11 protein-coding genes are annotated in these 13,202 nt (G+C 65.1%); 4 read left to right on the top strand and 7 right to left on the bottom strand.

From position 1 onward, the window contains the following. The first annotated feature begins 34 nt into the window (after positions 1 to 34). The 4 genes from BX592_RS17000 (at position 35) to BX592_RS16985 (ending at position 3,776) form a co-directional block, all read left to right on the top strand. Positions 35 to 565, top strand: a complete 531-nt coding sequence (locus tag BX592_RS17000; RefSeq protein WP_134192989.1) for an NUDIX domain-containing protein — start codon at positions 35 to 37, stop codon at positions 563 to 565. Positions 566 to 712: 147 nt separating this feature from the next. Further along, positions 713 to 1,861: an iron-containing alcohol dehydrogenase gene (locus BX592_RS16995; protein ID WP_134192988.1), complete on the top strand. Its 1,149-nt coding sequence runs from the start codon at positions 713 to 715 to the stop codon at positions 1,859 to 1,861. 106 nt (positions 1,862 to 1,967) lie between these two features. Then, on the top strand, positions 1,968 to 2,750 hold the full coding sequence (locus tag BX592_RS16990; RefSeq protein WP_134192987.1) for an inositol monophosphatase family protein: 783 nt from the start codon (positions 1,968 to 1,970) through the stop codon (positions 2,748 to 2,750). Between the two features lie 150 nt (positions 2,751 to 2,900). Continuing rightward, positions 2,901 to 3,776, top strand: coding sequence for an NmrA family NAD(P)-binding protein (locus BX592_RS16985; RefSeq protein WP_134192986.1), 876 nt, complete (start codon positions 2,901 to 2,903; stop codon positions 3,774 to 3,776). A 93-nt stretch (positions 3,777 to 3,869) separates the two neighbouring features. Here the strand turns inward: BX592_RS16985 and BX592_RS16980 are convergent, their stop codons facing one another. The 7 genes from BX592_RS16980 to BX592_RS16950 form a co-directional block, all read right to left on the bottom strand. Next, positions 3,870 to 4,997, bottom strand: a complete 1,128-nt coding sequence (locus BX592_RS16980; protein WP_134192985.1) for a hypothetical protein — start codon at positions 4,995 to 4,997, stop codon at positions 3,870 to 3,872. Positions 4,998 to 5,355: 358 nt separating this feature from the next. Then, the gene (iolB, locus tag BX592_RS16975) at positions 5,356 to 6,162 is read right to left on the bottom strand and encodes a 5-deoxy-glucuronate isomerase (RefSeq protein ID WP_134192984.1); all 807 of its coding nucleotides are present in this window, start codon (positions 6,160 to 6,162) and stop codon (positions 5,356 to 5,358) included. Continuing rightward, the gene (gene iolE, locus BX592_RS16970) at positions 6,159 to 7,073 is read right to left on the bottom strand and encodes a myo-inosose-2 dehydratase (protein ID WP_134192983.1); all 915 of its coding nucleotides are present in this window, start codon (positions 7,071 to 7,073) and stop codon (positions 6,159 to 6,161) included. The genes iolB and iolE overlap by 4 nt, the downstream gene beginning before the upstream one ends. 10 nt (positions 7,074 to 7,083) lie before the next feature. Further along, the gene (iolD, locus tag BX592_RS16965) at positions 7,084 to 9,084 is read right to left on the bottom strand and encodes a 3D-(3,5/4)-trihydroxycyclohexane-1,2-dione acylhydrolase (decyclizing) (RefSeq protein WP_134192982.1); all 2,001 of its coding nucleotides are present in this window, start codon (positions 9,082 to 9,084) and stop codon (positions 7,084 to 7,086) included. After that, positions 9,081 to 11,105 carry a bifunctional 5-dehydro-2-deoxygluconokinase/5-dehydro-2-deoxyphosphogluconate aldolase gene (locus BX592_RS16960; protein ID WP_134192981.1) on the bottom strand — a complete coding sequence of 675 codons (2,025 nt, stop codon included), beginning with the start codon at positions 11,103 to 11,105 and terminating at the stop codon, positions 9,081 to 9,083. The genes iolD and BX592_RS16960 overlap by 4 nt, the downstream gene beginning before the upstream one ends. Before the next feature lie 48 nt (positions 11,106 to 11,153). Further along, on the bottom strand, positions 11,154 to 11,993 hold the full coding sequence (locus BX592_RS16955) for an ATP-binding cassette domain-containing protein (RefSeq protein ID WP_243849586.1): 840 nt from the start codon (positions 11,991 to 11,993) through the stop codon (positions 11,154 to 11,156). Positions 11,994 to 12,007: 14 nt separating this feature from the next. Continuing rightward, positions 12,008 to 13,186 (bottom strand): ABC transporter permease, encoded by a 1,179-nt coding sequence (locus BX592_RS16950; RefSeq protein ID WP_134192980.1) that lies wholly within the window; start codon positions 13,184 to 13,186, stop codon positions 12,008 to 12,010. Positions 13,187 to 13,202 lie beyond the last annotated feature (16 nt).

The raw sequence follows: 13,202 nt of genomic DNA, 5'->3' as shown, positions 1-13,202 counted from the left end.
ACCTAAGCAAAACCCGACTACCACGTCCGTCAACATGTCCGATTACCGTTTCTGCCCCCGCTGTGCGACGCCGCTCACCGAGCGCGCCGATCCCGCCCATGAAGGCGGCCGCATTCGTCAAAACTGTCCGGCCGATGGCTGCGGCTACGTGCACTGGAACAATCCGCTGCCGGTAGTGGCCGCGATTGTCGAATACGAAGGCCGGATTCTGCTTGCGCGCAACGCCGCATGGCAGGAGGGCATGTTTGCGCTGATCACCGGTTTTCTTGAAAACGGCGAGACGCCGGAGCAAGGCATCGCGCGCGAAGTGAAGGAGGAGACGTCGCTGGTTGCCGATACGGTCGATCTCGTCGGCGTCTATGAATTTATCCGCAAGAACGAGCTGATCATCGCGTATCACGTGCGCGCGCACGGCACCATTGCGCTGTCGCCGGAACTGCTCGAGTACCGGCTCGTCGAGCCGGCAAAGCTGCGGCCGTGGCGCGCGGGCACCGGTCAGGCGCTAGGCGAATGGATGCGCCGGCGCGGACTGCCGTTCGAGTTTGTCGAGCGCCCGGGGCAGTAGACTAGACGTCAGTCGCCACGCGCACTGCGCGAAACCGGTTGCGTATGTGCCGCGGCGGCGCATTCGTTTTGCGTATCAGCAGGATGTCTCCGGAACCCGGCAGCACGCTGCCGACTATCAGAACGAACATCGAGGAGCGCAACCGACATGGCGTACATCTACTATCTGACCCACATTCATCTCGGCTACGACGCGCTCGCGCAATTGCCGGCCGAATGCGCGCGCGCCGGTATCAAGCGGCCGCTCGTCGTCTCCGACAAGGGCGTGGTCGCGGCGGGGCTCGTCGCGCGCGTCCTCGACGCGTCGAGCTTCGGCGACGCACCGGTATTCGACGATACGCCATCGAACCCGACCGAAGCGATGGTGCTAGCCGCCGCCGCGCGTTATCGCGAAGCCGGCTGCGACGGGCTGATCGCGGTCGGCGGCGGTTCGTCGATCGACCTTGCGAAGGGCGTCGCGATCGTCGTTGCGCACGCAGGGCCGCTCACGCAGTACGCGACGATCGAAGGCGGCAGCAACCGGATCACGGAAAGAAGCGCGCCGCTGATCGCGGTGCCGACGACCGCCGGCACCGGCAGCGAAGTCGCGCGCGGTGCGATCGTCATTCTGAACGACGGCCGCAAACTCGGTTTTCATTCGTGGCACCTGCTGCCGAAGGCGGCGATCTGCGATCCGGGTCTCACGCTAGGCTTGCCGCCCGCGTTGACGGCAGCGACCGGTATGGATGCGATCGCGCATTGCATCGAGACGTTTCTGTCGTCGGCGTTCAATCCGCCGGCGGACGGTATCGCGCTCGACGGGCTCGAGCGCGCATGGGCGCATATCGAGCGCGCGACTGCGGACGGCAGCGACCGCGACGCGCGCCTGCAGATGATGAGCGCATCGATGCAAGGCGCGATGGCGTTTCAGAAGGGGCTCGGCTGCGTGCATTCGCTATCGCATCCGCTGGGCGGCGTGCCGGTTGGCGGACGCACGTCACTGCACCATGGCACGCTGAACGCGGTCGTGCTGCCGGCGGTGCTGCGCTTTAACGAAAGCGCGGACAGCGTGATCGCGAACCGCCGTTTCCCGCGCATGCGCCGCGCAATGGGCTTGCCGGATCACGCGGATGTCGCACAGGCAGTGCACGATATGACCGCGCGTCTTGGCTTGCCGACCGGCCTCGCGCAGATGGGCGTCGACGCGAGCGTGTTCGACAAGGTCATTGCGGGCGCGCTCGCCGACCATTGCCACAAGACCAATCCGCGCGACGCGAGCGCAGCCGACTACCGGCGGATGCTAACCGAATCGCTTTGATACGCGTTCCGGTGCGCTTCGATGCCGGCGCGCGCGAGGCAAGCGCGCTGAACCACGCCACCCGCGCGGCGCCGCTGGCCCGCGCTTGTCCGATGTGAGGGAATGTATGACCGACCTGCAGTTGACTCATCGCTATCTGGCCGCCTGCGCGATCGCGCGCGAGGCCGGCCGGCTGACCCGCCTGAGATTCGAACAGCGTGACGAAGCGTTGACGTTGAAGTTCAAGGGACCGCAAGACTATCTGACCGAAACGGATGCGGAAGTCGAACGCCTGATTGCGGCGCGCATTGCTGAAGCGTTCCCCGACGACGATTTCTTCGGCGAAGAAGGCGGCGGGTCGTTCGGCCGCGACGTGTGGATCGTCGATCCGATCGACGGCACCGCGGATTTCGCGCGCGGCGTCGCGCATTTTTGTGTGTCGATTGCGTTTGTGCGCGACGGGCGCACCGAGGTCGGCGTGCTGTACGACCCGATGCGCGACGAACTGTTCGCGGCGCGGCGTGGTGCCGGTGCGACGTTGAACGGCGCGCCGATCAAGGTCAGCCCTATCACCGATATCCGGCAGTCCGTCGTCGAACTGGGCTGGTCATCGCGCGTGGCGTTCGACAGCTATTCGACGGTGCATGCGCGTCTGCATGCGCTCGGCGCCGGCGTGAAGCGGCGCGGCTCCGGAGCGCTCGGCATCGCGTATGTCGCAATCGGACGACAGGACGCTTATTGCGAACTGCACATCAATTCGTGGGATGCGGCGGCTGGCGTGCTGCTTGTCGAGGAAGCGGGCGGCTGGGCAAACGACTTCCTCACGCCGGAATGTTTGCAGCACGGCAATCGCGTGATGGTCTGCACGCCGGCGTTGCGCGAACAGATCGAGCGCGTGATGGACGTTTGAGTCTTTTCCGCCGGGGTTTTTCGTCGCAGTGGTGATCCAAAGTCACGAATCAAATGACATCGCGTCGATTTCTCCGGCGCGGTTCGCTTCCTAAGATACGGCCAACGTTCATCGCAACGGATTCTTAACCGATCTCTGAAGGAAGCTGTCATGTATGCAATCACCGGTATCACGGGCCAGGTCGGCGGCGCGCTCGGGCGTGCACTGCTGGCCGACGCTCAACCTGTACGCGCGATCGTGCGCGATCTCGACAAGGGCCGCACGTGGGCCGCGCGAGGCTGCGCGATCGCGCAGGCTGATATGCGCGACGCGTCAGCGCTTGCCGCCGCGTTCGACGGCGCGCGCGGCGTCTTTATCCTGCCGCCATCGGAGTTCGATCCGGCGCCGGGCTTTCCCGAAGCGCGTGCGGTCATCGACGCGGTGAAGGCCGCGCTGCAGATGGCGCGGCCCGCGCGCGTCGTCTGCCTGTCGACGGTCGGCGCGCACGTGCAACGGCCGAACCTGTTGACGCAACGTACGCTGTTGGAAGAGGCGCTCGCCGATTTACCGATGCCAGTCGCGTTTCTGCGTCCGGCGTGGTTTATGGAAAATGCCGCGTGGGACGTCGCATCGGCACGCGACGACGGCATCGTGTCGAGCTTTCTGCAGCCGCTCGACAAGGCGCTGCCGATGGTCGCGACCGCGGACATCGGACGCGTCGCCGCAACGATGCTGCAACAGGAATGGATCGGCAAACGCGTGGTCGAGCTCGAAGGGCCGCGTCGCGTGTCGCCACGCGATATCGCCGCTGCGTTCGGTGCGGTGCTTGGCCGCGAGGTGCACGCGCAGGTCGTGCCGCGCATGATGTGGAATGATCTGTTCCGAGCGCAACAAATGAAGTACCCGCTGCCGCGAATCCAGATGCTCGACGGTTTCAACGAGGGCTGGATCGATTTCGAGCAGGACCCGGCGCAGGTGTTGAAAGGCGACGTCGAACTGGAGACGGTGCTGCGCCAGCTTGTAAGCGCGCACGCATTGGCGAATTGACACGCGATGAAGGCGAGGGCGGCGACGCGCGCGGGCGGTCCGGCGTGTGGATCACGCGCGTCTCACCGGTCACGTGTCACGGGGCGCGCGCGGTCACGATTCGGGCTGATGCAGCTTGATGTAGTTTTGCCGGACCGGAGACGAAGGTCGCTCATGCGAGATACTGATGCGCTTTTCCGCGGCGACGATGCTTCGGAGTGCGTCGCCGTAGAGATTGCGCAGATTCTCGCCATAGTCCGGCCCCGGAGCGGGCGTATAAAAGCGCACGTCCGACAAATTCTTCGGCGGGTCGAGCGTCACCTCCGGCAAGCGACGGGCGGCGTCGCTGTCCTGCGCGGCGAGCTCGTTTTCCCACTGCGTCAGTTGAGCAAGCCGTTCGGGTGCGAGCGCCGCTAGCTGCCGATACCGTTCCGGATCGTCTTTGTCGAGTTGTGCAAGCCGCTCCGGCGTGACGTTCCGAAGCTCGGTGAACGCGCGCGCGTGGGCGGCATCCGCAGCTATCCGGCTGGCGAAATACGCGAGGCGCGCGCCTGACGTCGCGCCGGGACCGCTCAACGAGCGCGCGCCTTCGAACGCCTGCATCACGTCGTTTTCATTGGCCGCTTCGGCCTTTTTCTGCGCGTGGATTGCGTCGATTATGACGTCGCTAATCCTGTTCTGTAACGATTGCTTGAGCGCGCATGCGTCCGAGAAGATCTTGTCGCGGTCCGCTACCGTGCTTGCGGCGCGGAATTGCTGGCGCAGTTCGCCAAGCGCCGCGAGACTGCGCTGCTCCTGCGGGGCGAGCAACTTTTCATGGTCAAAGGGAGCATTGAATACCGCTTGCGCGCGCTCGCGAGGGTCGGTCTCGGCTTCGAGATGAACGGTGTCGATCTCGGCACGTAGTCCGTCCTCGTCGTGTTCGTACAAGCCGCGCAGCCACGCATTCGGCGTCGAACCGACATTGCCGGCGTTGATGTTGATGCCGTCGCGATACGCAGCAGCGTCATCGGTCGACAGTTGCGCAAGCTTGCCGAGATCGCGTTGTTCGTCCTGCTCGAAGCGGCGCACGTCATCCGGGTAACCGGCCATCGAAACATCCGCTAGCCGTGCGTGCAACTGGGCATTCACCGCGTCGAGGGTAGCGTTCGCATTGTCTCCACTCGCGTCCTTGTCATGGCGTGCGAGCAGCGACGTCAATTCGGTATCGGTTGCCGATCGTTCGTCGGGCGTCGATTCCAATGGGCCCGCTGCGATGGTGGGCGGGGTCGGAGCGGCCGGCGGCAATGCACCCCGGTTAGTGAGTTGCGTGCTGGTCGGCAGCGCGGCTGAAGGTGATTGTTTGTGCTGTGGATGAGGCCGGCGCCGATAGTCGGGAGGGCGCCTGCCATCGCGCGCACCTGTTCGTGTCGCGACGACCGGGATATGCGGTTCAGTATTGGTGTGCGCAGCGGCGCGCGCAGCAACGGAGGGGTTCAATGCGGATGTCGTCATAGGCATGGCTTGCATGAAAGAGGGGCGGTCAGCATGCGCGAAACCGCCCCTCTATCACAACAGACCCTTCATCCGCGAGGTGGTAGCCCGATATCGGCGCCACCCTTCAGGCTCGCGCGTCGCGCTCGATAATCCACTCGTGGGCGGGATCGTTCTTGAAGTGCCACACGCGCTGCGTGCCGGCCATCACATTCAGGTAGTACGAGTCGTAGCCATACGGCACAACCACCGGATGGTAACCGCGCGGCACCATCACGACGTCGTGGTCTTCGACGGCCATCGATTCGTCGAGGTCGCGCTCATCGGTGTAGACACGCTGGAACGCAAAGCCCTGCGGCGGGTTCAGCCGGTGGTAATAGGTTTCCTCAAGCGAGCTTTCGTGCGGCACATTGTCGGTGTCGTGCTTGTGCGGCGGATAGCTCGACGAATGGCCGCCCGGTGTGCGCACTTCGACGACGAGTAGCGCTTCGGCCGGTTCGGTTTGCGGAAGAATGTCGCACACATAGCGGGTGTTGAGCCCTTTGCCGCGCGTCGAGCGTTTCATGCTCGCGGGCTCGATCAGCCGCGCCGCGTGCTTGCCGGTCGCGGGCGCGCTTGCCACGCCCACTTCCGCACGGCGGTTCGCACGAACCGTCGCGCGCACGCCGGGCGGCAGATAAACCGCAACCGGCGCACTGTCTTCGAATACGCTGTCGCGCGAACCGAGGCTGCTCCAGCGCGTTGCATCGGTTTCGATATCGACCGCGCCCGCGAGCACGACGATGCATACCTCGCGCTCGACTTCGAGCACATGCACGACTTCATTCGCTTCGAGCCGGTACGCGGCGAAGCCGACATAGCGCCAGCCCGCCGTGTCGGGCGTCACGCGCGCGATTGTCTGGCCTTCGCGCTGGGCCTTCACCAGTAAGCTCATGCTGCCTCCTGTGCGGCGAGCAACGGAGCATCGACGAGCGAGCGCAGCGTCCGGTAGCCTTTCGCCGCGTACGCATACGACGGCGCGACCGCCGGGTCCTGTTCGGCCTCGACCACCAGCCAGCCGCGATAACCGTGTTGCTTCAGCCGCGTGATGATGCCCGCGAAATCGACCGCGCCATCGCCCGGCACCGTGAATGCGCCATTGAGCACCGCATCGAGAAAACTCCAGTTACGATTGCGCGCGAGCTTCATCACCGCGGGGCGCACGTCCTTGCAATGCACATGGCACACGCGCGCGATATGTCTATCGAGCACCTCGAGCGGATCGCCGCCCGCGAACGTAATATGGCCGGCGTCGAACAGCAGGCCGACTGCATCGCCGGTTTGCGCCATCAGCCGGTCGACGTCGGCGGGCGTTTCGACGTACGCGCCCATATGATGGTGATAAGCAAGCCGCACGCCACGGCTCAATGTGTACTGCGCGAATTCGTCGACACGTGTCGCGTAAGCATCCCACTGCGCGTCGGTAAAAAAGCGCGGGCGCTGATATAGCGGCGCCGGCGCCCCTTGAATCGAATCGGCGACTTCGCCGTACACCATCACATTCGCGCCGTTTTTCGCGAGTAGTTCCAGGTGCGGCCCGACCGATTCGATTTCTTCCGCGACGCTGCGCTGCGCGAGCCGCCCGGAGTACCAGCCGGAGACCAGCGCGAGATCGTACTGCGCGAGCAATGTCTTCAACGCCTGCGGTTCGCGCGGAAATTTGTTGCCGAGTTCGAACCCCTGATAGCCGATTTCGCGGCCTTCGGTCAGTGCGACCTCGAGCGGCGTTTCACCGCCTAGCGACGGCAGATCGTCGTTCATCCACGACAACGGATTGATGCCGATACGTACTTCGAAGGTTGACATGCGAAAGTCCTCATTCGTCGGATGACGGGCTGTCTGCGTGGGCGCCAGACGCCGCGCGCGACCCTGCGTGTGCCTGCCTGTGAGAATCGCCGCGCGCGGCGAGCTGCGCATCGTATTGCGCGCGTGCATCGCGCACGCCCGCACGCGGCGACACTTCGGGCACCGCGACCTCCCACCACCAGCCGCCGTCGTCGGTGGTGCGCGCGGGGTCGGTGTCGATACTGATCACGTAGGTGCGGTCCGCGGCGCGGGCACGCTGCATCGCCGCTTCGAGCTCGCCGATATTCGCCGCGTGTTCCGCGCGTGCACCGAGTGCGCGCGCATGCGCGGCGAAATCGATCGCCTGTGCGCCGGGCGTCTGCTGCACGCAGTCGTCGAACAGATTGTTGAACGGTGCGCCGCCGCACGCCTGCTGCAGACGGTTGATGCAGCCATAGCCCCGGTTGTCGAGCACGACGATGATCAGCTTCGCGCCGAGCATCACGGAAGTGGCGATCTCGCTGTTGAGCATCAGATAACTGCCATCGCCGACCATCACGATCACTTCGCGCTCGGGTCGCGCGAGCTTCACGCCGAGGCCGCCGGCAATCTCGTAGCCCATGCACGAGTAGCCGTATTCGACGTGATACGCGCCGGGCCGGCCCGCGCGCCACAGCTTGTGCAGTTCGGCGGGCAGCGTGCCGGCCGCGCAGACGACGATGTCGTTCGCCGACGACTGAGCACTCGAACGCTGGACCGTGCCGATCACATCCGCGTCGTACGGCAGCACGTTGTCGCGCTGCGGCGCGTGCGTCAGCTTGTCGACGCTCGCGCGCCATTCGTCGGCGAGCGTGTGCGCGCGCTGGGTCCATCCGGTGTCCGCGCGCCAGTCCCGCAATTGAGCGGACAAAGCGGCCAGTGCCCGTCCCGCGTCGGCCTGAACAACGAGTCCGCGATGCTTGAGTCCATCGAATGCATTCGCGTTGATGCCGATCACCTCCGCTTGCGTAAAGAGTGTATTCGAGCCGGTCGTGAAGTCCTGCAAGCGTGTACCGACCGCGAGCACGCAATCGGCTTCGTGCGCGAGCGCATTCGCACCAGGCGAGCCGGTTACGCCGAGCGCGCCCATGTTCAGCGGGTTGTCCCACGCGAGCGAGCCTTTGCCGGCTTGCGTTTCGGCGACCGGCATACCGTGCTGCGCGGCGAACGCGCGCAGCGCTTCGGTCGCGCGGCCGTAAAGCACGCCGCCGCCGGCGGCGATCAGCGGCCGCTTCGCTTCGCGTAGTCGCGCAAGCGCGGCCGCGATTTCATGATCGACCGGCGCCGGCGCATGAAACTGCACGACGCGCGGTTCAAAGAAGTCGGCCGGATAGTCGTACGCGGTGGCTTGCACGTCCTGCGGCAGCGCGAGCGTGACCGGGCCGCATAGCGCGGCGTCGGTCAGCACGCGCAACGCGCGTGGCAGCGCGCTGAGCAATTGCGCCGGATGCATGATCCGGTCGAAGTAGCGCGACACCGGTTTGAACGCGTCGTTCGCGGAGATGCCGCCGTCGTGGAAATCCTCGACCTGTTGCAGCACCGGGTCCGGCGCGCGCGATACGAAGATATCGCCGGGCAGCAGCAGCACCGGCAGACGGTTCACGTGCGCGAGCGCCGCCGCGGTCACGAGGTTGGTCGCGCCCGGTCCGATGGAAGTGGTGACCGCCATCATCCGGCGACGGAAATGGGCCTTCGCATAGGCGATCGCGCTATGCGCCATCGCCTGTTCGTTATGCGCGCGCAGCGTCGGCAATTCGTTGCGGTGCTGGTACAGCGCTTCGCCGATGCCGGCCACGTTGCCATGGCCGAAGATCGCGAATACGCCGCCGAAAAGCGGCTCGGTGCCTTTGCCGTCTTCGGTCACGACGCGTTGTGCCGCCAGATAGCGGACCAGCGCCTGCGCCGCGGTCAAACGAATCGTGCCGTCTGGCGAGGCCTGTGCGACGGCGCTTTGCGCCGCTGCGGTTTCGTGTTGCAAGCCACGCTGGTTCATGCTGCCTGCTCCTGGTGGACCGTGCGCGGGCTGCCGGCTCGCGCGGCGTCGCCGCCGCACGCCGCGCGCCACGCCGCGATCAAGGTTTCAAAAGTGCGCCGCACGCGGGCGATCAGTTCATCGTCGCCGATTTCACCGGCGAGCCACGCATGGCCCGGTTCATGGAAGATCGTGCGGCCGACCGTGAAGCCGCGGCACGTCGCGGACGCGGCCGCCGCGCGGAAGCCGTCGACCAGCTGCTCCACCGGGGCCGACAGGCCGAGCAGCACGACGCCGCGGCAATACGGATCACGCTCGGCGATCAGCGCGTCGACTGCTTTCCATTGCGCGGCGTCGAGTGGTGCGAGCTTCCACCATTCCGGATAGATGCCGATGTTGTACAGGCGCTTCAATGCGCGAACCACGGTATCGGCATCGGCGGGCAGCTCCGCGCGCTTCGGCGGAATCACTTCGAGCAGCAGCTCATGGCCGCTCGCCTGCACCGCGTCGTACAGCGCGCGCAGTTGCGCTTCCTGTTCGAGCCGCTGTTCGACCGGTTCGTCCGGGTGATAGTGAACGAGACACTTGACCACGTGCTCGCGCGGCCAGCTGGTGAGCGTCGTGCCGATCGAGCGGCCGTGGTCGAAGACGAGCGGCGCCGAGCCCGGCAGTTCGACCGGACGGCCGATCCACCAGCCGCGGCCGGTGGCTGCGTTCAGCGCATCCTGGCCGTACCGGTCGTCGATCAGCACGCCAATGCGTCCTTGCAGACCGAGCGCGGTTTCGGTTTGCGCGACCGCGTCGACCAGCAGGCCCTTCAACGTCGCGATGCGCGCTTCGCTTGCGCCGCTTTGCTGCGCGAGTTCGAAGAACTGGTTGCGATGGTCGAATGCGAAGCCGAGCACTTCGTCCCAACGCTTTCGCGCGGGTGTCACGCGATGCAGCCGCGCGAGCTTCGCGTCGAGGTCCGGGCGCCGCATCCGTTGCGGATCGGCTTTGGCTTGCGCGAGAAAGTAGTCGAGTTCGGCGGGGGTTGGCATCGCCGGTGCGCAGCCGTGACGCGATACGACCAGCGCACCGCTTGCATTCGCGGCGCGCGCGCACGCGTCGAGCGGCTGATCGCGCAGCCATCCCGACAGAAAGCCCGATGCGAACGCATCGCCCGCGCCAAGCACGTTCAGCACTTCGACCTGCACGCCGCCGTGAATCGGAGCATCGTCGAGCGTCGCGGGCACCGCGCCGTCGATGATCTGGCAGCCAAGCGGCCCGCGCTTGACGATCAGCGTCGCCGGTGTGACCGCGCGCACCGTGCGCAATGCGTCGGTCAGATGGGTGTGGCCGCCCGCGATGCAAAACTCTTCTTCCGTGCCGATCACCAGATCGAACAGCGGCAGCAGGCTCTGCAAATGCGCGCTCACGCTGTCGTTCGCGATAAAGCGCGTTTCGCCGTCGGCTTTGCCGGTGAGGCCCCACAGCACCGGCCGGTAGTCGATGTCGAGCACGGTGCGCACGTTGTTGCGGCGCGCGTAGTCGAGCGCGCGCCGGCTCGTGCAATTGACCTGTTCGGTCGACAGATGCGTACCGGTAATCAGCAGCGCTTTCGACGACGCGATAAACGCTTCGTCGAAGTCGTCTTCGTCGACGGCCATGTCCGCGCAGTTCTCGCGGTAGAAAATCAGCGGGAACGTATCGCGGTCCTTCAGGCCGAGCAGTACGAGCGCGGTCAGACGTTCGTGGTCGGTGCGCACGTGGCTGACGTCGCAGCCTTCGCTCGCGAGCGTCTCGGTCAGAAAGCGCCCCATATGGTCGTTGCCGACGCGCGCGAGCATCGCCGATGCGAGCCCAAGCCGTGCGCAGCCGAACGCGATATTCGCGGACGATCCGCCCAGATATTTCGCGAAGCTCGATACGTCTTCGAGGCGCGCGCCGACCTGCTGCGCGTACAGATCCACCGCGAGGCGACCGAGACAGATGATGTCGCGGCTGCGGCCGGCGGCAAAGCGGCTGGTCGCGCCGGCTGCGGAAGGGGAGGTAGGAGCCATAGATTTATCCTGAATGTCGGGGCGCCGGATCGGTGGGGCGTGTGACGCTCAGATGGTCGCGCCGTCGAGCTCGGCGATCATCTTCTGCATTTCCGCGCCGCCCGCCATCATGTCGAGCACCTGGTCCTTGCTGATCGTGTCTTTCGTATACGTGCCGAGCGATTTGCCGCGGTTGAGCAGCGTGAACGAATCGCCGATCGGATACGCGTGATGCACGTTGTGCGTAATGAAGATCACCGAGATGCCCTTCGCGCGCGCCTTGTGGATCAGCTTCAGCACGTTGAAGCTCTGCTTCACGCCGAGTGCGGCGGTCGGTTCGTCGAGAATCAGCACGCGCGCGCCGAAATGGATCGCACGCGCGATTGCCAGACACTGACGTTCGCCGCCCGACATCGTGCCGATCGGCTGATGCGGATCGCGCACGTTGATGCCCATTTCCGCGAGCTTGTCGCGCGCGGTTTGCGCGCTGGTGTCGAGGTCCATCACGTTGATCAGGCCGAACAGTTTCTTCTGCGGCTCGCGGCCCATAAAGAAATTGCGCGCGACGGACAGCAGCGGCACTAGCGCCAGGTCCTGATAAACGGTTGCGATACCGCGGTCGAGCGCATCTTTTGGCGACTCGAAATGCACCGGGTGACCGTCGACCAGATACTGGCCGGCCGACGGCGCATGCACGCCGGCGAGGGTTTTGATCAGCGTCGATTTGCCGGCGCCGTTGTCGCCGAGCAGGCAATGCACTTCGCCGCGTTTGAGGCGCAGTGTGACGCCCGATAGCGCGATCACCTTGCCGAAAAACTTGCTGACGTTCTCAAGTGCGAGGATATAGTCGCCACTGCTTGCTGCCGGGTTTGGCGTGGCGGTGGTATTCGGGTTGATGACGTCGGACATGTTCGTCTCCTCGATTACGATTGAGCGACGCGGCGGCGCACATAGTGGTTGAACAGCACCGCGAGCAGCAGCATCACGCCGAGGAACACGCGGAACCAGTCGGAGCTGACGTCGGTATAGGTAATGCCGATCTGCACGACGCCGAAGATCAGCGCGCCGAAGCATGCGCCGACCACCGAGCCGTAGCCGCCCGTGAGCAGCGTGCCGCCGATTACCGCGGCGATGATCGCTTCGAATTCCTTCTGCAAGCCGCGGTCCGCGGCGGCCGAGCCAATGTCGGCAACCTGCAGCACCGCGAACAGGCACGCGCAGAAAGCGGTCAGCACGAACAGCGAGATCTTCACGCGCTTGACGGGCACGCCGACATTTTTCGCCGCATTCGCATCGCCGCCGACCGCGAGAATCCAGTTGCCGTAGCGCGTCTTCGCGAGCACGAACGCGCAGATCGCGGCGAGCGCGAACCACCACAGCAGCACTTTCGGAATGCCGGGCACGAGCGGCTTGCCGTTATCGAGCAGCGTGCCGATTCCCATATGCGCGAGCGCTGTGAAGAGACCGTGAAGCGCGACGCCATGGAACAGGAAGTTGGTCACCGGGTCTGCTTGTGCGAGATCGCCGACGCCGGAGATGATGGTGCGGTCCGCGACCATGATCGACAGCGCGAGCGTGAGGCCGCGCAGGATAAACAGGAACGCGAGCGTGACGATAAACGACGGTAGCCGGGTGCGCATGACGAGATAGCCGTTCAACGCGCCGAGCAGCATCGAACCGACGAACGCGAAGATGATTGCCGCCCAGATCGGCCAGTGAAAGTAGACGGATGGAATGGCGACCATCATGCCGGCGAAGCCGATCATCGAGCCGATCGACAGGTCGAACTCGCCGGCGATCATCAACAGGCACGCGCCGACCGCGAGGATGCCGAGGTACGCGGAGACCTGCGACCAGTTCATCACGCCGTCGAGATTGAACATGCCGGAGTGACCCGCGCTGATCGCGAACACAATGAACACGAGCACGGTGCCGGAAATCGCGGCGAATTCGGGCCGGTTCAGCAGATGGCCGAAAAAAGATTCCTTGCGGATGCGTTCGTCGGAATGCGCGGCTGAGGGTGGCGTGGCTGGCGTTGCGTCGTTGCTGCTGCCAGACGCGTCTGCTGTGTGCGACGGATAGTGTTTGCCGGCTATGCCCATGATGTCTCCCACTGAA

The sequence above is a fragment of the Paraburkholderia rhizosphaerae genome (assembly GCF_004366595.1).
GTDB classification, from domain to species: domain Bacteria; phylum Pseudomonadota; class Gammaproteobacteria; order Burkholderiales; family Burkholderiaceae; genus Paraburkholderia; species Paraburkholderia rhizosphaerae.
This window is presented reverse-complemented; position numbering and strand designations above follow the sequence as displayed.

What these genes read in the sequence shown, in the direction of transcription:
- BX592_RS16960 (WP_134192981.1), bottom strand. Translation starts at nt 11,105, where the DNA reads ATGGCTCCTACCTCCCCTTCCGCAGCCGGCGCGACCAGCCGCTTTGCC.
- iolE (WP_134192983.1), bottom strand. Translation starts at nt 7,073, where the DNA reads ATGTCAACCTTCGAAGTACGTATCGGCATCAATCCGTTGTCGTGGATG.
- iolD (WP_134192982.1), bottom strand. Translation starts at nt 9,084, where the DNA reads ATGAACCAGCGTGGCTTGCAACACGAAACCGCAGCGGCGCAAAGCGCC.
- BX592_RS17000 (WP_134192989.1), top strand. Translation starts at nt 35, where the DNA reads ATGTCCGATTACCGTTTCTGCCCCCGCTGTGCGACGCCGCTCACCGAG.
- BX592_RS16990 (WP_134192987.1), top strand. Translation starts at nt 1,968, where the DNA reads ATGACCGACCTGCAGTTGACTCATCGCTATCTGGCCGCCTGCGCGATC.
- BX592_RS16955 (WP_243849586.1), bottom strand. Translation starts at nt 11,993, where the DNA reads ATGTCCGACGTCATCAACCCGAATACCACCGCCACGCCAAACCCGGCA.
- iolB (WP_134192984.1), bottom strand. Translation starts at nt 6,162, where the DNA reads ATGAGCTTACTGGTGAAGGCCCAGCGCGAAGGCCAGACAATCGCGCGC.
- BX592_RS16995 (WP_134192988.1), top strand. Translation starts at nt 713, where the DNA reads ATGGCGTACATCTACTATCTGACCCACATTCATCTCGGCTACGACGCG.
- BX592_RS16950 (WP_134192980.1), bottom strand. Translation starts at nt 13,186, where the DNA reads ATGGGCATAGCCGGCAAACACTATCCGTCGCACACAGCAGACGCGTCT.
- BX592_RS16985 (WP_134192986.1), top strand. Translation starts at nt 2,901, where the DNA reads ATGTATGCAATCACCGGTATCACGGGCCAGGTCGGCGGCGCGCTCGGG.